We start from the raw sequence: 19,521 nt of genomic DNA, 5'->3' as shown, positions 1-19,521 counted from the left end.
CCCAACCTTTACCTCGGAAGGGTCTTGAGATGTGAACTATGACTTCATATCTTTCCGATCACCAGGTGCAACGCACGAGAGCGGCAGAGAGGTTCCCGCCCATGGAGGCCAGCGCGATCCGGTTGCGGGATCTGCGGAAGTCGTTCGGCGACACGAGCGCCGTGGCCGGGGTCGACCTGGAGATCCGGGACGGCGAGTTCTTCTCGATGCTCGGCCCCTCCGGCTCCGGCAAGACCACCGTGCTGCGCCTGATCGCCGGCTTCGAGACGCCCACCTCGGGCACGATCGAGCTGGCCGGGCAGGACGTCACCCGCCGCGCCCCCTTCGAACGCGACGTGCACACCGTCTTCCAGGACTACGCCCTGTTCCCGCACATGAGCGTCGAGCAGAACGTCGCCTACTCCCTCAAGGTCCGCGGCGTCCACAAGGCCGAACGCCTGGTCCGCGCCCGCAAGGCCCTCGCCGAGGTCCGCCTCGACGGCTACGGCACCCGGCGCCCCTCCCAGCTCTCCGGCGGCCAGCGCCAGCGCGTCGCCCTCGCCCGCGCCCTCGTCGGACGCCCTCGTGTGCTGCTCCTGGACGAGCCCCTCGGCGCCCTCGACCTGAAACTCCGCGAGCAGATGCAGATCGAACTCAAGGCCCTGCAGCGCGAGGTCGGCATCACCTTCGTCTTCGTCACCCACGACCAGGAGGAGGCCCTGACGATGAGCGACCGCGTCGCCGTCTTCCACCAGGGCCGCATCGAACAGGTCGGCACCCCCGCCGAGATCTACGAACGCCCCGAGACCTCGTTCGTCGCCTCCTTCGTCGGCACCTCCAACCTGCTCACCGGCGAGACCGCGCTGCGCGTGCTCGGCGAGAGCGGCACCCACAGCGTCCGCCCGGAGAAGATCCGGGTCCTCGGCGAGACCGCCGACCCGGACCCGGAAGGGCAGGTCACCGCGCACGGCACCGTCGCCGAGGTGGTCTACCTCGGCGACGCCACCCGCTTCCTGGTCGACCTGGACGGCGGCGGCCGCCTCACCGCGCTCCAGCAGAACCTCGACACCTCCGCCGAGGACGTCACCGCCTACCGCGGCACCCGCGTCCGGCTGCGCTGGCCGCGCCGGCACACCGTCCGCGTCCCCGACTGACCCGCCCGACCCGCCGTCCCCTCACGTCCGGATCCGCCGTCCCTCACGTCTGGAGTACGCCGTGCGCCTCACCCGTCCCCTCACCGCGGCCGCCTTCGCCGCGCTGCTGCTGGCCGCCACCGCCTGCGGCTCCTCCGGCTCCGGCTCCTCGACCGGCCTCAACCCGCCCGACCTCAAGCCCCTGGCCGAACTCGGCAGGTCCGAGGGCCAGGTGAACCTGATCGCCTGGGCCGGCTACGTCGAGGACGGCTCCGACGACCCCAAGGTGGACTGGGTCACCGACTTCGAGAAGCAGACCGGTTGCCAGGTCAACTCCAAGGTCGCCGCGAGCTCCGACGAGATGGTCAAACTGATGAAGACCGGCCAGTACGACGCCGTCTCCGCCTCCGGCGACGCCTCCCTGCGCCTGATCGCCTCCGGCGACGCGGCCCCGGTCAACACCAAGCTCGTTCCGAACTACAAGGACGTCTTCAGCGGCCTGAAGAACGGTGCCTGGAACTCGGTCAAGGGCCAGATGTACGGCATCCCGCACGGCCGCGGCGCCAACCTGCTGATGTACAACACCCAGAAGGTCAGCCCCGCGCCCACCTCCTGGTCGGCCGTCTTCGACGACGCCGGCGCGTACAAGGGCCATGTCACCGCCTACGACTCGCCGATCTACATCGCCGACGCGGCCCTGTACCTCAAGGCCACCAAGCCCGAGCTGAAGATCAAGGACCCCTACGCGCTCGACCAGAAGCAGTTCGACGCGGCCGTGGCCCTGCTGAAGAAGCAGAACGCGGACATCGGCGAGTACTGGAGCGACTACCTCAAGGAGATCTCCGCCTTCAAGAGCGGCGACTCCGTCATCGGCACCAGCTGGCAGGTCATCGCCAACCTGGCCGCCGGCGAGGGCGCCAAGGTGAAGGCCTTCGTGCCCAAGGAGGGCTCCACCGGCTGGTCCGACACCTGGATGGTCTCCGCCAAGGCCAAGCACCCCAACTGCGCCTACAAATGGCTGAACTGGATCGTCTCCCCGAAGGTCAACGCCGAGGTCGCCGAGTACTTCGGCGAGGCCCCCGCCAACGCCAAGGCCTGCGCCCTGACCAGCGACAAGAACTTCTGCACGACCTACCACGCGGCCGACGAGAGCTACTGGAAGAACATCGCCTTCTGGAACACGCCCATCGAGCAGTGCCTGGACGGCCGCACCGACGTCACGTGCGTGCCGTACGCCAAGTGGGTACAGGCCTGGACCGAGATCAAGGGCTGACCCATGGCCCTGCTCACCCGGACCGCGGGGGCGCTGCACCGGCGCCCCCGGCTCCGCCTCGCGCTGCTGCTGACCGCCCCGCTGCTGTGGCTGGCGGTGCTCTATCTCGGCTCACTGGCCGTGCTGTTCGTCTCCGCGTTCTGGACGACGGACTCCTTCACCTCCGAGGTCGTCAAGGTCTGGTCGACCGACAACTTCCACGAGCTGTTCACGACGCCGGTGTTCCGGCAGGTGATCCTGCGCAGCGTCGGCGTCGCCCTCGCGGTGACCGCCCTGTGCGCGGTGCTCGCCTTCCCGGTCGCCTTCTACACCGCCCGCATCGCCAAGCCGAGCCGGCGCCCGCTCCTCGTGGTCGCCATCCTCACGCCGCTGTGGGCGAGTTACCTGGTCAAGGTGTACGCGTGGCGGCTGATCCTGTCCGAGGGCGGGCTCGCCGACTGGCTGCTGAAGCCGTTCGGGCTGAGCGGGCCGGGCTTCGGACTGCCGGCCACCGTGCTGACTCTGACCTACCTGTGGCTGCCCTACATGATCCTGCCGATCCACACCGCGCTGGAGCAGCTGCCCGAGACCCTCCTCGACGCCTCGGCGGACCTGGGCGCCCGGGCGGGGCGGACCTTCCGGTCCGTGGTGCTGCCGATGGTGCTGCCGTCGGTCGCCGCCGGATCGGTGTTCACCTTCTCGCTCAGCCTCGGCGACTACATCACCGTGCAGATCGTCGGCGGCAAGACCCAGCTCATCGGCAACCTCGTCTACGCCAACATCGAACTCAACCTGCCCATGGCCGCCGCCCTCGCCACCGTCCCGGTCGTCGTCATCGTGCTGTACCTGCTGGCGATGCGGCGGACGGGGGCGTTGAGCAGCCTCTGACAACAGGGTGCTATGTCACATGTCACACATGACACTCTCCCGGCCCGCCCGTGTCGCCCTCCGCCTCGCCGCCGCCCTCGGCTTCGCCGTGATCTACGTGCCGTTGCTGCTGGTCCTCGTCAACTCCCTCAACCCGGACCGCAGCGCGAGCTGGCCGCCGCCCGGCCTGACCACCCGCTGGTGGTCGGCCGCCTGGCACAGCTCCGGCGCCCGCGAGGCCCTGTGGACCTCCGTCAGGGCCGGGCTCGGTGCCACTGCGATCGCCCTGGTGCTCGGCACGCTGATCGCCTTCGCGGTCGCCCGGTACCGCTTCTTCGGCCGCGACGCGCTCTCCTTCGTGGTCGTGCTGCCGATCGCGCTGCCCGGCATCGTCACCGGCATCGCCCTCAACTCGGCCTTCAGCACGGTCCTCGAGCCGCTCGGCGTCGGGCTCGGCCTGTTCACCGTGGTCGTCGGGCACGCCACCTTCTGCGTGGTGATCGTCTTCAACAACGTCGTCGCCCGGCTGCGCCGCACCGCCGGCAGCTATGAGGAGGCGGCGGCCGACCTGGGCGCCGACACCTTCCGCGCCTTCGCCGACGTCACCTTCCCCCTGGTGCGCTCGGCGCTGCTCGCGGGCGGGCTGCTCGCCTTCGCGCTCTCCTTCGACGAGATCGTGGTCACCACCTTCACCGCCGGTCCGGGCGTCCAGACCCTGCCCCTGTGGATCTTCGACAACATGACCCGCCCGCAGCAGGCGCCGGTGGTGAACGTGGTGGCGGCGGTGCTCGTGCTGCTGTCCGTCGTCCCGATCTACGTCGCGCAACGGCTTTCGGCCGACACGGCGACCGCCAGCCGCGTCTGACCCTTCATCCAGGCCGTTACGCAAAAGGCTTGCGTAAATTGCGCTACTCTTGCGTGCATGACGCGACGACTTGCGGAAGTAGCCAAGAAGGTCGGGGTCAGCGAGGCCACGGTCAGCCGGGTGCTCAACGGCAAGCCGGGGGTCTCCGAGGCGACCCGGCAGGCGGTGCTCTCGGCCCTCGACGTGCTCGGGTACGAACGCCCCACCCAGCTGCGCGGTGAACGCGCCCGGCTCGTCGGTCTGGTCCTGCCCGAGCTCCAGAACCCCATCTTCCCGGCGTTCGCCGAGGTCATCGGCGGCGCCCTGGCCCAGCTCGGCCTCACGCCCGTGCTGTGCACGCAGACCAAGGGCGGGGTCTCCGAGGCGGACTACGTGGAGCTGCTGCTGCAACAGCAGGTCTCCGGCGTGGTGTTCGCCGGCGGGCTCTACGCCCAGGCCGAGGCGCCGCACGACCACTACCGGCTGCTCGCCGACCGCAACATCCCGGTGGTGCTGGTCAACGCGGCCATCGAGCACCTCGGCTTCCCGGGCGTCTCCTGCGACGACGCCGTCGCCGTCGAGCAGGCCTGGCGGCACCTCGCCTCCCTGGGGCACGAGCGCATCGGCTTGGTCCTCGGCCCCGGCGACCACGTCCCCTCGGCCCGCAAGCTGGCGGCGGCGCGGGCCGTCGGCGGCGTGCCCGACGAGTTCGTGGCCCGTGCGATCTTCTCCATCGAGGGCGGCCGCGCGGCCGCGGCCCGGCTCATCGACCGGGGCGTCACCGGCATCATCTGCGCCAGCGACCCCCTCGCCCTGGGCGCCGTCCGCGCGGCGCGCCGCAAGGGGTACGAGGTGCCCGCCCGGGTCTCGGTCGTGGGCTACGACGACTCGGCGTTCATGAACTGCACCGAGCCCCCGCTCACCACCGTCCGCCAGCCCATCGAGGCCATGGGCAGGGCCGCCGTCGAGCTGCTCAACGCGCAGATCGGCGGCACCGTCGTGCCGGCGGAGGAGCTGCTGTTCGAGCCCGAGCTGGTCGTCCGGGGGTCGACCGCGCAAGCGCCGAAAGGCTGAGGCCCGGTAGATCCCATCCACTGTCGAATAATTACAGATTCTGCGTGACATCTTGCGCGGCGGTGCTGCCGGTGCTTGAGTGTGCGGCGCCCACCGGTCCCGGTGCGGCGCCCAACTGCTCCTGTTCTGGGGGGTCCACCGATGTCCAGCACCGGGTTCCGCCGTGCTCTCGTCGCGTTCGGCGTCTGTTCCTCACTCGCGCTCTCCGCCACGGCCTGCGGGTCGGGCGACGACGACGCGGGCAGCGGCAGGACACGCATCACCGTCAACTGCGAGCCGCCGAAGAGCGCCAAGGTCGACCGGTCCTTCTTCGAGCAGGACATCGCCGCCTTCGAGAAGAAGAACCCGGACATCGACGTCGTCGCGCACGACGCGTTCCCCTGCCAGGACCCGAAGACCTTCGACGCCAAACTCGCCGGGGGCCAGATGGAGGACGTGTTCTACACGTACTTCACCGACGCCAGGCACGTCGTGGACATCAACCAGGCGGCCGACCTCACGCCGTACCTCAAGGACTTGAAGAGCTACGACACCATCCAGAAGCAGCTGCGGGACATCTACACCGTCGACGGCAAGGTCTACGGCATCCCGCGCACCGGCTACTCGATGGGCCTGATCTACAACCGCAAGCTCTTCCAGCAGGCCGGCCTCGACCCCGACAAGCCGCCGACGACCTGGGACGAGGTCCGCGCCGACGCCAGGAAGATCGCCGCGCTCGGCAACGGGACCGTCGGGTACGCCGACTACAGCGCCCAGAACCAGGGCGGCTGGCACTTCACCGCGGAGATGTACTCACAGGGCGGGGACGTGGTGTCGGCCGACGGCAGGTCGGCGACCGTCGACACCCCCGAGGGCCACGCGGTCCTGCAGAACCTGCACGACATGCGCTGGAGCGACGACTCGATGGGCAGCAAGCAGCTGCTGATCATCAACGACGTGCAGCAGATGATGGGTTCCGGCAAGCTCGGGATGTACCTCTCGGCGCCGGACAACATCCCGATCCTGGTGAAGGAGAAGGGCGGCAACTACAAGGACCTCGCCCTCGGCCCGATGCCCGGCGGCAAGGGCACGCTCATCGGCGGCGACGGCTACATGTTCAACAAGAAGGACACCCCCGCCCAGATCCGGGCCGGCCTCAAGTGGCTCGACTCCATGTTCCTCACGCCCGGTGACGGCTTCCTCGGCGACTACGCCCGCGCCAAGAAGAACAACGCGCCCGTCGGCCTGCCCGAGCCGCGCCTGTTCACCGGCGCCGCCGACGCCAAGGACCAGGCGGTCAAGAAGGCCAACGCCAACGTGCCGGTGGAGAACTACCAGGCGTTCCTGGACGGCAACCAGTCGCTGCAGATGAAGATCGAGCCGCCGGACGCCCAGCAGATCTACTCCGTCCTCGACGGCACCGTCTCCGCGGTCCTCACCAAGAAGGACGCCGACATCGACCAGCTCCTCAAGGACGCCAACGACAAGATCGACGGCATCCTGGCCAGGGGCTGACCCGTGACGACCAAGACGGCCGCGCGACGACCCGCCCAGGCGGCGGCCGGCGCCCGGCAGACCCCGGCGCCGCCCCCGGCAGGGGACCGGAGGCGGCGCCGGATCACCGACCAGGCCAGCGCCTACGGGTTCCTGCTCGGCGGACTGATCTGCTTCGCCCTGTTCTCCTGGTACCCGGCGATCCGCGCTGTCGTGATCTCCTTCCAGAAGTACACGCCCGGCTCGTCGGCCGAGTGGGTCGGCACCGCCAACTTCACCCGGGTCCTGCACGACCCCGAGTTCTCGGCGGCCTGGCGCAACACCCTCACCTTCACGCTGCTGGCCCTGCTGATCGGCTTCGCGATCCCCTTCGTCCTCGCCCTGGTCCTCAACGAACTGCGGCACGCCAAGGCGTTCTTCCGGGTCGTGGTCTACCTCCCGGTGATGATCCCGCCGGTGGTCAGCGCCCTGCTGTGGAAGTGGTTCTACGACCCGGGGGCCGGCCTCGCCAACGAGACGCTGCGCTTCCTGCACCTGCCCACCTCGAACTGGACCAACGGCACCGGCACCGCGCTCGTCTCCCTGGTGATCGTGGCCACCTGGGCCAACATGGGCGGCACCGTCCTGATCTACCTGGCCGCCCTCCAGTCCATCCCCGGCGAGCTGTACGAGGCCGCCGAACTGGACGGCGCGAACCTCCTGCAGCGCGTCCGGCACGTGACGATCCCCCAGACCCGGTTCGTCGTGCTCATGCTGATGCTGCTCCAGATCATCGCCACCATGCAGGTGTTCACCGAACCGTTCGTCATCACGGGCGGCGGCCCGGAGAACGCCACGGTCACCGTGCTCTACCTGATCTACAAGTACGCCTTCCTCTACAACGACTTCGGCGGCGCCTGCGCGCTCAGCGTGATGCTCCTGGTGCTGCTCGGCATCTTCTCCGCCGTGTACCTGCGGCTGACCCGGTCCGGGGAGGACGGATGAGCGGCGCCACCCGCACCCTGATCTCGCCCGCGACGCTGGCCCGTCCACGCGGGAGGGCGGTCTACTGGAGCGTCTTCACCGGTGTCGTCGTCCTCTTCGCGCTCGCCTTCCTGTTCCCCGTGTACTGGATGGTGACCGGGGCGATGAAGTCGCCGGACGAGATAGCCCGGACCCCGCCCACCGTCGTCCCCAGGCACTGGCACCTGTCCGGCTACACCGATGCCTGGGACCTGATGCAGCTCCCGGAGCACCTGTGGAACACGGTGGTGCAGGCCGCCGGTGCCTGGGCCTTCCAGCTGGTGTTCTGCACGGCCGCCGCCTACGCCCTGTCGAAGCTGAAGCCGGCCTTCGGCAAGGTGATCCTCGGCGGCATCCTGGCCACCCTGATGGTGCCGGCCCAGGCCCTGGTCGTCCCCAAGTACCTGACCGTCGCCGCCCTGCCGTTCATCCACACCAGCCTGCTCAACGACCCGCTCGGCATCTGGCTGCCGGCCGTCGCCAACGCCTTCAACCTCTATCTCCTCAAGCGGTTCTTCGACCAGCTGCCCCGCGACGTCCTGGAGGCCGCCGAGATCGACGGCGCCGGAAAGCTGCGCACCCTCTGGTCCGTGGTCCTGCCCATGTCCCGTCCGGTCCTCGGGGTCGTGTCGATCTTCGCCCTGGTGGCGGTCTGGCAGGACTTCCTGTGGCCGCTGATGGTCTTCTCCGACACGGACAAGCAGCCCATCAGCGTGGCCCTGGTCCAGCTGTCGCAGAACATCCAGCTCACCGTGCTCATCGCCGCGATGGTGATCGCCAGCATCCCGATGGTCGCGCTGTTCCTCGTCTTCCAGCGGCACATCATCGCCGGGATCAGCGCGGGCAGCACCAAGGGCTGACGGCCCTTCCTCCGACAGAAAGGTTCGCCCCGTGGGACAGCCCAGCCATGCCCCGAAGGACCCCGAGGACCGCGAAGACCACGAGGACCACGACTGGTGGCGGTCGGCCGTCATCTACCAGGTGTACGTCCGCAGCTTCGCCGACGGCGACGGCGACGGCACCGGTGACCTCGCGGGCGTCCGCGCGAAGCTGCCGTACCTCGCCGAACTCGGCGTGGACGCACTGTGGTTCAGCCCCTGGTACCCGTCCCCCATGAAGGACGGCGGTTACGACGTCGCCGACTACCGGGCCATCGACCCGGCCTTCGGCACCCTCGCCGAGGCCGAGAAACTCATCGCGGAAGCCAGGGAGCTGGGCATCCGGACGATCGTCGACATCGTCCCCAACCACGTCTCGGACCAGCACCCCTGGTTCCGGGCGGCACTGGCCGCCGGGCCGGGCAGCCCGGAGCGCGAGCTGTTCCACTTCCGTCCCGGCCGCGGTCCGGACGGCGACCTCCCGCCCAACGACTGGCCCTCGCAGTTCGTCGGCTCCACCGAGCCGGTCTGGACCCGGCTGCCCGACGGCGAGTGGTACCTCCACCTCTTCACCCCGGAACAGCCCGACCTCAACTGGGCCCATCCGGCCGTCCACCAGGAACACGAGGACATCCTGCGCTTCTGGTTCGAGCGGGGCGTCGCGGGCGTCCGCATCGACTCGGCCGCCCTGCTCGCCAAGGACCCGGACCTGCCCGACCTGGCCACGGACCCGCATCCCCACCCCTTCGTCGACCGCGACGAACTCCACGACATCTACCGCTCCTGGCGCGCGGTCGCCGATGCCTACGACGGCGTCTTCGTCGGCGAGGTCTGGCTCCCCGACGCCGAGCGCTTCGCCCGCTACCTGCGCCCCGACGAACTCCACACCGCGTTCAACTTCTCCTTCCTGTCCTGCCCCTGGGACGCGGCCCGGCTGCGGACCTCGATCGACACCACCCTGGCCGAGCACGCCCCGGTCGGCGCCCCCGCCACCTGGGTGCTGTGCAACCACGACGTGACCCGCACCGCCACCCGGTACGGCCGCGAGGAGACCGGCTTCGACTTCGCGGCCAAGGCCTTCGGCGTCCCGACGGACCTCGCCCTCGGGACCCGCCGGGCCCGCGCGGCCGCCCTGCTGTCCCTGGCCCTGCCGGGCGCGGTGTACATCTACCAGGGCGAGGAGCTGGGGCTGCCGGAGGCCGAGATCCCGGCCGACCGCATCCAGGACCCGATGTACTTCCGGTCCGGCGGCACCGACCCCGGCCGGGACGGCTGCCGGGTGCCGCTGCCCTGGGCGGCCGGGGCGCCGCACGCGGGCTTCGGCTCGCGCGAGGAGCCGTGGCTGCCGCAACCGGCCGGCTGGGCGTCGTACGCGGTCGACCGGCAGCAGGACGACGCGGACTCGGTGCTCTCCCTCTACCGGCGCGCCGTGGCGCTGCGCCCGCGGTTCGGTGCCGGCCCGCTGACCTGGCTGCCCGCTCCGGAGGGCGTCCTCGCCTTCACCCGCGGCGACGGCGTGACGTGCGTGGTCAACCTCGCCGCCACCTCCGCCGAACTTCCCGCCCACTCCCGACTCCTGCTCAGCAGCGGCCCGCTGGACGACGCCGGCCGGCTGCCGCAGGACACGGCGGCCTGGCTGACGAGCTGAGCCGCCGGTACCGCTCGCGCCATCCCCGTCCCCCCACACCCGAAGGGATCAGCCCATGCAGCACCCCACAGGCAGAGCTGTCAGGAGCATGCCAGCAGTTGCGGCGGCCGTCGCGCTCGCCGCGGGCATGCTCGTCGCCCTCGCGCCCGCCGCCCACGCGGCCGCGGGCGCGAGCCTCCCCTTCACCTCGGTCGAGGCGGAGTCCGCGACCACCACCGGCACCAGGATCGGCCCCGACTACACCCAGGGCACCCTCGCCTCCGAGGCCTCAGGCCGCCAGGCCGTGCGCCTGACCTCCGGGCAGCGGGTCGAGTTCACCGCGCCCCGGGCGGCCAACGCCGTGAACCTCTCCTACAGCGTCCCCGACGGCCAGACCGGCACGCTGAACGTGTACGTCAACGGGGTCAGGCTGGCGAAGACCCTGGCCGTCACGTCGAAGTACTCCTACGTCGACACGGGCTGGATCGCGGGCGCCAAGCAGCACCACTTCTTCGACAACGCCCGGCTGATGCTCGGCCAGAACATCCAGGCCGGCGACAAGGTCGCCTTCGAGTCCACCGGCACCCAGGTCACCGTCGACGTCGCCGACTTCGAGCAGGTCGCCGCGGCCGCCTCGCAGCCCGCCGGCTCGGTCTCCGTCGTCTCCAAGGGCGCCGACCCGAGCGGCAACGGCGACTCCACCCAGGCCTTCCGGGACGCCATCGCCGCCGCCCAGGGCGGGACGGTGTGGATCCCGCCGGGCGACTACAGGCTGACGTCCTCGCTGAGCGGCGTGCAGAACGTGACCCTGCTGGGCGCCGGCAGCTGGTACTCGGTCGTGCACACCTCGCGGTTCATCGACCAGTCCAGCTCCTCCGGGAACGTCCACATCAGCAACTTCGCGGTCGTCGGCGAGGTCACCGAACGCGTCGACTCCAACCCGGACAACTTCGTCAACGGCTCGCTCGGTCCGAACAGCTCGGTCTCCGGCATGTGGATCCAGCACCTCAAGTGCGGGTTCTGGCTGACCGGCAACAACGACAACCTCGTCGTCGAGAACAACCGCATCCTCGATACCACCGCCGACGGCCTCAACCTCAACGGCAACGCCCACGGTGTCCAGGTCCGCAACAACTTCCTGCGCAACCAGGGCGACGACTCCCTCGCCATGTGGTCGCTGAACTCGGCCGACACCAACTCGAGCTTCGCGAACAACACGATCTCCCAGCCGAACCTGGCCAACGGCATCGCGATCTACGGCGGCACCGACATCTCGGTGAAGAACAACCTGATCTCCGACACCAACGCCCTCGGCAGCGGTATCGCCATCTCCAACCAGAAGTTCCTCGACCCGTTCTCGCCGCTGTCCGGAACCATCACGGTCGACGGCAACACGCTGGTGCGCACGGGCGCGATGAACCCCAACTGGAACCACCCGATGGGTGCGCTGCGCGTCGACTCGTACGACAGCGCCATCAACGCAACCGTCGACATCACCAACACCACGATCACCAACAGCCCCTACAGCGCCTTCGAGTTCGTCTCCGGCGGCGGGCAGGGGTATCCGGTCCGCAACGTCAACGTCACGGGTGCGACCGTGCAGAACACCGGCACGGTCGTGGTCCAGGCCGAGGCGCAGGGCGCCGCCGCCTTCCGCAACGTCACCGCCACCGGCGTCGGCGCGGCCGGCATCTACAACTGCCCCTACCCGGCGAACTCCGGCTCCTTCGCGCTCACCGACGGCGGTGGCAACTCCGGCTGGTCGAGTACCTGGTCGGACTGCTCCAGCTGGCCGACGCCCGGGCAGGGCAACCCCGACCCGGACCCGAACCGCAACCTCGCCAAGGGACGCCCGGCGACCGCCACCGGCTCGCAGGACGTCTACACCCCGGGCAAGGCGGTCGACGGCGACGCGAACAGCTACTGGGAGTCCACCAACAACGCCTTCCCACAGTCGCTCACCGTCGACCTCGGCTCCTCCTACGCCGCCCGGCGGCTGGTGCTGAAGCTGCCGCCGTCCTCCGCCTGGGCCGCCCGGACCCAGACCGTCACCGTGCTGGGCAGCACCGACGGGTCGAACTACTCGACCGTGGTGGGCGCCACGGGCTACCGCTTCGACCCGGCCACCGGCAACACCGTCACCGTACCCCTGCCCGGCACCACCAGCCTGCGCTACCTGCGGCTCACCGTCACCGCCAACAACGGCTGGCCGGCCGGCCAGTTCAGCGAGGTGGAGGCGTATCTGACGCCGTGACCGGGCCCTCCCCCCGGGGAACCCCGCGCTTCGCCGCCTGGATCTGCTCGTACACATGGGTCCGCAACTCGGCGAAGCGCGGGGCGACCCGCGTGTGCAGCTGGTCGCGCTCGTCCGGCAGATCGACCTTCAGCTGCTCGCGGACCACGGTCGGGGAGGCGGAGAGGACGATCACCCGCTGCCCCAGGTAGACCGCCTCGTCGATGTCGTGCGTGACGAACAGGATCGTGATCCCGCGCTCCCGCCACAGCCTCCGGACGAGGTCCTCCAGATCGGCCCGGGTCTGGGCGTCGACGGCGGCGAACGGCTCGTCCATGAGCAGCACCCGGGGCTCGTAGGCGAGGGCGCGCGCGATCGCCACCCGCTGCTGCATACCGCCGGAGAGCTGCCACGGGTAGGCACCGGCGGCGTCCGCGAGTCCGACCGAACCCAGCGCGTCGGCGACCAGCTCCTTCCGCCGGTCGCGCGGCAGATGCTTCTGCTTCAGCGGGAGTTCGATGTTCTCGGCGACCCGCATCCAGGGGAACAGGCTGCGGCCGTACTCCTGGAAGACGAACGCCGTCCCGGGCGGCGGCCCGGTCACCTGCCGCCCCTCCAGGAGGACTTCACCGCCGCTCGGGGTGAGCAGGCCGCCCATGCACTTCAGCAGGGTGGTCTTGCCGCAGCCCGACGGCCCGACCAGGCAGACGAGTTCACCCGCCGCCACGGTGAAGGTGAGGTCCCGTACCGCCTCCACGCGGCGGCCGGATCCGTCGTAGACCTTCTTCAGGCCGCGTACGTCGAGCATGGACCGCCCCTTCGCGAGGTTCATTCAGGACCGCCGGGATGTCGCGCGCAGCCCGTGGTACCAGCCGAGCACCCGCCGCTCGACCACCTGGAAGACCACCGACAGCACGAAGCCGAGCAGGCCCAGCAGCAGGATCCCGGTCCACATGTCGGGGATCGCGAACTCGCGCTGGAACTGCACGATGGTGAAACCGAGCCCGTTGCTGGCCGCGAACATCTCGCTGATGACCATCAGGATGATCCCGATCGACAGCGCCTGCCGCAGACCCGCGAAGATCTGCGGACTCGCCGAACGCAGTACCAGCGTACGCAGCCGGGCCACGCCTGTGATGCCGTAGGAACGGGCCGTCTCCGCCATCACCGGATCGACCGCCCGGACACCCTCGACCGTGTTGAGCAGGATCGGCCACACGCAGCCGCTGGCGATCACCACGATCTTCATGGAGTCGCCGATCCCCGCGAACAGCATGATGACCGGGACGAGCACCGGCGGTGGCACAGCCCGCAGGAACTCCAGGACCGGTTCGCACACCGCCCGCACCCGCCGGTACGAGCCGATGACCGTGCCCAGGGCCACGCCCACGACGGCCGCCGACGCGTACCCGGCGAGCAGCCGCAGCACACTGCGCAGCAGGTCGTCGCGGAGCCGCTGACCGGTCCAGACGTCCGGGAAGGTCTTCAGGATCGTGCGCAGCGGCGGCCAGTAGACGTCCGTGCTGCCGGCGGAGGCCAGCCACCACAGCGCGACCAGGACGGCGGGCAGGGCGAGGACGTACCCGGTCCTCAGCAGTACGTTCCTCACACCGCCACCTCCCCGCGCACCGACTGGTGCCAGGCCAGCGCCCGCCGCTCCACCGACCGGGCGCCCACGTTGATGACGAGCCCCAGCAGGCCGGTCACCACGATCAGGGCGTACATGTCCGGCACCGCCTGCGAGGCCTGGGCCACCGCGATCTGCTGCCCCAACCCCGGTGCCCCGATGACCAGTTCGGCGGTGATGGTGAGGATCAGCGCGACCGCGGCGGCCAGCCGGACGCCGGTCATGACGTACGGCAGGGCGGTCGGCCACAGCAGGTGGCGGACCCGGGCCCAGGTGCCGAGACCGTACGACCGTGCCGTCTCCTCGGCGACCGGGTCGACGTCCTGGACGCCGTACATCACCTGGATCAGCACCTGCCAGAACGAGGCGTAGACGACGAGCAGGAGGACCGAGCGGAGTTCGGTGCCGTAGAGGAGGACGGCGAGGGGGATCAGCGCGACCGAGGGGATCGGGCGCAGGAACTCGATCGTGGAGGCGGTGGCCGCGCGCAGGTGCGGGACGACCGAGAGGACGACGCCGGCCACGATGCCGGCGCCGACCGCGACGGCTAGGCCCACCGCCCAGCCGGTGAGGGTGTCGCCGAGCGCCGACCAGAAAGCGCCGTCGACGAGTTCGGTGCCGAGGGCGCGGGCGATCCTGCTGGTGGGCGGGAAGTAGTCCGCCTTGACCAGGCTGAGCCGCGGCACCGCCTCGCCGAGGGCGAGGAAGGCCGCGAGCCCGGCCGCACCGAGTGCGGTGTTCAGCCCCTTCACGGGTTTCCTCACGGCAGCAGCTTGTCCAGGTCGGGGGCCGCCTTGAAGAGGCCGTCCTGCTCGCTGAGCTTCTCCAGCGCCTCGATCGACGAACGGTTCGCCTCGGCGGGCCACTTGGGCAGCGTCACCTTGGCCAGGACATCGGCCGGGGTCTTGGTGTAGGTGGTGACGATCTGCCGGACCGCGTCCGGGTGCGCGTCCGCGTAGGACAGCGACTCCGCGACGGCCTCCTGGAACTTCTTCACGACGGCCGGGTTCTTCTGCGCGTACGACGTCGACGTGAAGTACATGGCCACAGTGAGGTTCTGCGCCACGTCGACCAGCGGCGAGGCGATCTCGGTTGCGCCCTGGAGTTTCATGGTCGCGAGCGCCGGCTCGACCGCCATCGCCGCGTCGATCCGACCCTTGTCGAGCGCGGCCGGCATCTGGTCGAAGGCGAGCTCGACGAAGTCCACCTTGTCCGGATCGCCGCCCGCCTTGCGCACGGACTCGCGCACGGCGGTCTCGTTGATGTTCTTCAGCGTGTTGACCGCGACCTTCTTGCCCTCCAGCTGCCCGGGCGAGGTGATGCTGCTGCCCTTCTTCACCACGAGCCCGCCGAAGTCCTTGCCCGCGACGCCGGTCGAGGCCACGCCGCTGGCGATCGCCTGCACGGGCACGCCGTTGGACTGCGCGATCATCAGCGAGGTCATGTTGGAGAACCCGAACTGGAACTGACCGCTCGTCACCCCCGGCACGATGGCCGCGCCGCCCTGCGCGAGCGTCGTCGACAGCTTCAGGCCGCGCTTGCCGAAGAAGCCCTCCTTCTCGCCGAGATAGAGGGGGGCCACGTCGACGATGGGGATGATCCCCACCTTGACCGTGGTGGTGCCGCCCGAGGTGGCGGTGGACGACGAGCCCCCGGAGGAGCCGCAGGCCGCCGTGGCGAGCAGGAAGGTGCCGGTCGCGAGACCGGCGAGCAGACGGCGCATGGCTCCTCCTGTGCAGACAACGGTGTTCCGACAGGCTGTGCGCACTGCGCACAGTGGTGCTCGATCGGGGGGTGCTGAGCGGGACGGTAGAACTGGCCGGAGGAGCCGGTCAATGGGTTTGGCTGACAAAATTGTTGACAGTTATCGAACCGCGCTCTCACCGTGTTCCAGGTGTCGGCCGAGTCGGACCGGGGAGGCGACGACGCCCGCGAACGCCCGCGCACCGCACTTCGTGAGGTCCTTCGAGCGCGGCCTGGCCGTCATCCGCGCCTTCGACGCCGAGCATCCGGCGCGCACGCTCAGCGAGGTGGCCCGCGCCTGCGACCTGACCCGTGCCGCCGCCCGCCGCCTCCTGCTCACCCTCGCCGACCTGGGATACGTCCACTCGGACGGCCGCCTGTTCCGCCTCACCCCGCGCATCCTGGACCTCGGCTACGCCTACCTCTCGGGTCTCGACCTGCCGCGTCTCGCCGCCCCACACCTGGAGCAACTCGCTTCGCTGGCGGGGGAGTCGGCGGCGCTGTGCGTCCTGGACGGGGACGAGGCCGTCTGCGTCGCCCAGGTGCCGGCCCGCCGGGTCATGGCGGCGGCCGTCGCGGTGGGGGCGCGCTTCCCGGCGCGCGGTACGGCGGTGGGCCGCGCGCTGCAGCCCTCCTCGCCGGAGGCCGTGGGCGCCGAGGAGTACGTGCTGCTCGACGGCGACCCCGAGGAGGGCGTGACGACACTGGCCGCTCCGGTCCGGGACCGGAGCGGCCGAGCGGTGGCCGGGGTGGCCCTGGCGATGCACTCCGGCCGGAGGTCCGCCGCGGCGGCCCGCCGCGATCTGCTGCCGCACCTGCTGGCGGCGGTGGCGCGGATCGAGGCGGACCTGCGGATCACAGATCCAGTACCAGACGCCCCCCTCGGCAGCGCGACACGCAGATGAGCATCGTCTCCCCGGCCGCCCGCTCCTCCTCGGTGAGCACCGAGTCCCGGTGGTCCGGCTCGCCCTCGAGGACATCCGTCTCACACGTCCCGCAGGTGCCCTCGGTGCACGAGTAGAGCACCTCTACCCCGGCGGCCCGGACGGTGTCGAGCACGGAGACACCGGGCGCCACGGTGAGAGTACGGCCGCTCTGCGCCAGCACCACCTCGAACTCCCGCTCCACAGCACCCTGTTGCACCTTCGGCTGGAACCGCTCGACCCGCAGTACGCCGGCCGGGCAGCGCTCCTCCACCGCGTCCAGCAGCGCCCCCGGACCGCAGCAGTACACGAGCGTGCCGTCCGGGACGTCGTCGAGCACGGCCGCCAGGTCCAGCAGCCCGGACTCGTCCTGCGGAACGACGGTGACCCGCGCGTCCCCGTACCGGGCCAACTCCCCGGTGAAGGCCATCGACCGGCGTGTCCGTCCGCCGTACAGCAGCGTCCACTCGGCGCCCGCCGCCTCGGCGGCGGCCAGCATCGGCAGGATCGGGGTGATGCCGATGCCGCCGGCGACGAACCGGTAACGGAGTGCGGGTTCGAGCCGGAAGTGGTTGCGCGGCCCGCGCACCCGCACCTTGTCGCCGACGCCCAACTGGTCGTGGACGTATGCGGATCCGCCGCGCCCGTCCGGCTCCCTGAGCACCGCGATACGCCAGCCGGAGCGGTCCCCGGGATTCCCGCAGAGCGAGAACTGCCGTTCCAGCTCCGGCCCGAGCGCGACATCGACATGCGCGCCGGGCTCCCAGTCCGGGAGTTCCTCGCCGAGAGGGTGCCGAAGGGTGAGGGCGACGACACCGTCCGCTGCCGACTCCCTCTCGCCTACGACCAGTTCGGCTTCGTAGAGGCTCATGGGGTGCGCTCCGGGGGCTGATGGCCTTCGGGGTGGCCGAGCATCCACTCCCACATCTCGACCGGGTCCTGGGCGGCGTGCTCGGCTCCGCAGTGACAGGTGCCGTGCAGGACGTCGGTGCCCGGCAGCCAGTCGATGCGGTAGATCTCACCGGTCCCGCCGGCCGGTGCGGTCACAGGACCTTCTCCACGGGCTTGTCGCCCTCCTCGACCAGCCGGGCGAGGATACGGCGGGCGGCGAGGCCGCCGGTGTCGATGTTGATGCTCAGCTCCTGGTAGCCGGCCCGCTCCGAACCCAACGTCCGCTGGAGGAGGTTGAGGGCGTCCACGTCCTGCATGACCACCGTGTGGTTGTTGCTCCGCAGGAACTCGGTGACCTCGGCGTCGTCGGTCGCCCAGTCCCGGGAGACCATCCAGAAGTCGTACACCTTGCCGTCCGAGGACGGGGTGATCGCGTAGGTGATCTCGGTGTGGAAGCCGTTCGGGTCGCTGCCGTCCGCCTCCGGCACCACGCCGACCGGCGCGATCCGGCTGTGCAGCAGGTACAGACACGGCGCGTGGTACTCGATGTCCTGCCAGCGCGTGATCCGGCCGGCGATCCCGGTCGAACGGGCGTAGAACGGCGGGCACTCGGCGTCGTCCATGTGCCGGCTGACCCGCACGATCCCGGCGCCCTCGTCGACCTCGGTGGTGATGGGCGTCTCGGCGACCTCGGGGGTGCCTATGTACCCGCCGTGCAGGTAGGTCTCGTGGGAGAGGTCGAGGAGGTTGTCGACGAGGAGCCCGTAGTCGGCGTCGATGGGCTCCATGCCGCGCACGGTCAGCCAGCCGGGGGAGTCCAGGTGGCGGGCGCGCGGGACGGTGTCCGGATCGGCGAGCGCCGGGTCACCGACCCACACCCACACCAGCGAGTCCTGCTCGACCACCGGGTAGGAGGCGACCCGGGCGGTCCGCGGAACGCGTTTCTGGCCCGGCACGTACACGCAGGCGCCGGTCCGGTCGTAGGTGAACCCGTGGTACCCGCACACGATCCGGTCGCCGTCGAGACCGCTCTCCGACAGCGGGTAACGACGGTGCACACAGCGGTCGCCGAGGGCGACGGGCGTGCCGTCCTCCTCCGCCCGGTAGAACACGAGGGGTTCCCCGAGGATCGTCCGCCCGAGCAACTCGCGCCCCACCTCGTGACTGTAGGCGGCGACGTACCACTGGTTCCTGGCGAAGGCGGTGGTGTGAGGCATGGGGTTCGGCTCCCGTCTTTGGGTCGTGGCGACATCGTCGGTAAGGGTTCCATCAGGCCGCAATACGGCTTCCGTGCCACGGAAGGCCAACTGGAAAGTGCCTGTTGAGAGGCGTGGTGCGAGGCGTGGTCCCGCTGCCTGCTTGCCATGAGGATGGCAGCTGCGCCCTGTGGTTGAGCTGCCGATCAGTGTTGGTCTGTGGTCAATGAATTGTGAGGTATGCCTGTTTTTGTGCTTGTCTGCCGATTCTTTGGCGGCATATGGCTGGTACAGCGGCAGAATTCGCATAGCTGCAGATCAACGTTGGTCCTTGCCATGAGGGGAGGGGGTCGGGGGCGAATCCGGGGCGAATTCGCCGCCCTTTCGCCCTGTTCGCTAAGTTGTTGCAGGTCAACAGCATGATCGACTGGAAGATCGGACGTCGTGACGCCGGGTTGCCTGAGGCGGTCGTCGACCTCGGGGGCCGACGGGCGGGCACCGGCAGGTTCTTCGTCTGCTGGCGGTGCAGGCATCGCGCACAGTTTGACCAGCGGAAACCGCCGTCATCGAGACAAGCGATGGAGGGGCGGCCCTAGTGTGGTCCGGATCTTGCTCGGACACGCATCCGACGTCGCGCGTATGTCACCCTTCGAGGCAGTGCTACCGCCCTTTTCACGCGATACGCGACAGGCAGCGGTGTGACGTACGAGGCTGGCGGGGGCCGTTCACGGCTGGAAGTCACTCCCCGGCGGCTGACCCATTCTGGCTGCTTGATGTTC

The 19,521-nt window shown here is 70.0% G+C and carries 18 protein-coding genes; 11 read left to right on the top strand and 7 right to left on the bottom strand.

Annotation, left to right across the window (positions count from 1 at the left end):
* Positions 1-101: 101 nt before the first annotated feature.
* The 10 genes from JF597_RS17270 to JF597_RS17225 all read left to right on the top strand — a co-directional run bounded on the left by JF597_RS17270 (position 102) and on the right by JF597_RS17225 (position 12,383).
* Positions 102-1,133, top strand: coding sequence for an ABC transporter ATP-binding protein (locus JF597_RS17270; RefSeq protein ID WP_293995387.1), 1,032 nt, complete (start codon positions 102-104; stop codon positions 1,131-1,133).
* Positions 1,134-1,194: 61 nt separating this feature from the next.
* Positions 1,195-2,385: an ABC transporter substrate-binding protein gene (locus JF597_RS17265; RefSeq protein WP_293995384.1), complete on the top strand. Its 1,191-nt coding sequence runs from the start codon at positions 1,195-1,197 to the stop codon at positions 2,383-2,385.
* Positions 2,386-2,388: 3 nt separating this feature from the next.
* Positions 2,389-3,252 (top strand): ABC transporter permease, encoded by an 864-nt coding sequence (locus JF597_RS17260; protein ID WP_293995382.1) that lies wholly within the window; start codon positions 2,389-2,391, stop codon positions 3,250-3,252.
* Between the two features lie 28 nt (positions 3,253-3,280).
* Positions 3,281-4,096, top strand: a complete 816-nt coding sequence (locus tag JF597_RS17255; protein ID WP_293995486.1) for an ABC transporter permease — start codon at positions 3,281-3,283, stop codon at positions 4,094-4,096.
* 57 nt (positions 4,097-4,153) lie between these two features.
* Positions 4,154-5,149: a LacI family DNA-binding transcriptional regulator gene (locus JF597_RS17250; protein WP_293995380.1), complete on the top strand. Its 996-nt coding sequence runs from the start codon at positions 4,154-4,156 to the stop codon at positions 5,147-5,149.
* 141 nt (positions 5,150-5,290) lie between these two features.
* Positions 5,291-6,643 carry an extracellular solute-binding protein gene (locus JF597_RS17245; protein WP_293995377.1) on the top strand — a complete coding sequence of 451 codons (1,353 nt, stop codon included), beginning with the start codon at positions 5,291-5,293 and terminating at the stop codon, positions 6,641-6,643.
* A 3-nt stretch (positions 6,644-6,646) separates the two neighbouring features.
* Positions 6,647-7,606 carry a carbohydrate ABC transporter permease gene (locus JF597_RS17240; protein WP_293995375.1) on the top strand — a complete coding sequence of 320 codons (960 nt, stop codon included), beginning with the start codon at positions 6,647-6,649 and terminating at the stop codon, positions 7,604-7,606.
* The gene (locus tag JF597_RS17235; RefSeq protein ID WP_293995372.1) at positions 7,603-8,484 is read left to right on the top strand and encodes a carbohydrate ABC transporter permease; all 882 of its coding nucleotides are present in this window, start codon (positions 7,603-7,605) and stop codon (positions 8,482-8,484) included. Before JF597_RS17240 ends, JF597_RS17235 begins: the two co-directional genes overlap by 4 nt.
* Positions 8,485-8,515: 31 nt before the next feature.
* Complete coding sequence (locus JF597_RS17230; RefSeq protein ID WP_293995369.1) at positions 8,516-10,150, top strand: glycoside hydrolase family 13 protein; 1,635 nt, start codon at positions 8,516-8,518, stop codon at positions 10,148-10,150.
* Between the two features lie 88 nt (positions 10,151-10,238).
* Complete coding sequence (locus JF597_RS17225) at positions 10,239-12,383, top strand: discoidin domain-containing protein (protein WP_293995366.1); 2,145 nt, start codon at positions 10,239-10,241, stop codon at positions 12,381-12,383.
* Here JF597_RS17225 and JF597_RS17220 read toward each other — a convergent pair.
* From JF597_RS17220 to JF597_RS17205, 4 genes are read right to left on the bottom strand one after another with little or no spacing between them, the layout of a single operon-like run.
* The gene (locus JF597_RS17220) at positions 12,352-13,170 is read right to left on the bottom strand and encodes an ABC transporter ATP-binding protein (RefSeq protein ID WP_293995364.1); all 819 of its coding nucleotides are present in this window, start codon (positions 13,168-13,170) and stop codon (positions 12,352-12,354) included. The genes JF597_RS17225 and JF597_RS17220 overlap by 32 nt on opposite strands.
* A gap of 24 nt (positions 13,171-13,194) precedes the next feature.
* On the bottom strand, positions 13,195-13,971 hold the full coding sequence (locus JF597_RS17215) for an ABC transporter permease subunit (protein ID WP_293995361.1): 777 nt from the start codon (positions 13,969-13,971) through the stop codon (positions 13,195-13,197).
* Positions 13,968-14,741 carry an ABC transporter permease gene (locus JF597_RS17210; protein WP_293995484.1) on the bottom strand — a complete coding sequence of 258 codons (774 nt, stop codon included), beginning with the start codon at positions 14,739-14,741 and terminating at the stop codon, positions 13,968-13,970. The genes JF597_RS17215 and JF597_RS17210 overlap by 4 nt, the downstream gene beginning before the upstream one ends.
* A gap of 8 nt (positions 14,742-14,749) precedes the next feature.
* Entirely contained in the window at positions 14,750-15,712 is a 963-nt protein-coding gene (locus JF597_RS17205; protein WP_293995359.1) for an ABC transporter substrate-binding protein, read from the bottom strand.
* Between the two features lie 232 nt (positions 15,713-15,944).
* Between JF597_RS17205 and JF597_RS17200 the strand changes: the two genes are divergently transcribed.
* Positions 15,945-16,637 (top strand): helix-turn-helix domain-containing protein, encoded by a 693-nt coding sequence (locus JF597_RS17200; protein WP_293995357.1) that lies wholly within the window; start codon positions 15,945-15,947, stop codon positions 16,635-16,637.
* Here the strand turns inward: JF597_RS17200 and JF597_RS17195 are convergent.
* The 3 genes from JF597_RS17195 to JF597_RS17185 are packed head-to-tail and all read right to left on the bottom strand — an operon-like array spanning position 16,588 to position 18,763.
* Positions 16,588-17,526: a PDR/VanB family oxidoreductase gene (locus JF597_RS17195; protein WP_293995354.1), complete on the bottom strand. Its 939-nt coding sequence runs from the start codon at positions 17,524-17,526 to the stop codon at positions 16,588-16,590. The genes JF597_RS17200 and JF597_RS17195 overlap by 50 nt on opposite strands.
* On the bottom strand, positions 17,523-17,702 hold the full coding sequence (locus tag JF597_RS17190; RefSeq protein WP_293995351.1) for a hypothetical protein: 180 nt from the start codon (positions 17,700-17,702) through the stop codon (positions 17,523-17,525). The genes JF597_RS17195 and JF597_RS17190 overlap by 4 nt, the downstream gene beginning before the upstream one ends.
* Positions 17,699-18,763: an aromatic ring-hydroxylating dioxygenase subunit alpha gene (locus JF597_RS17185; protein WP_293995348.1), complete on the bottom strand. Its 1,065-nt coding sequence runs from the start codon at positions 18,761-18,763 to the stop codon at positions 17,699-17,701. The genes JF597_RS17190 and JF597_RS17185 overlap by 4 nt, the downstream gene beginning before the upstream one ends.
* Between the last annotated feature and the right edge of the window lie 758 nt (positions 18,764-19,521).

Source organism: Streptomyces sp., assembly GCF_019510245.1.
In the GTDB taxonomy this organism is placed as follows: Bacteria; Actinomycetota; Actinomycetes; order Streptomycetales; family Streptomycetaceae; genus Streptomyces.
Note: the sequence above shows the minus strand (reverse complement) of the source record. Positions and strands in the feature narration are given on the sequence as shown.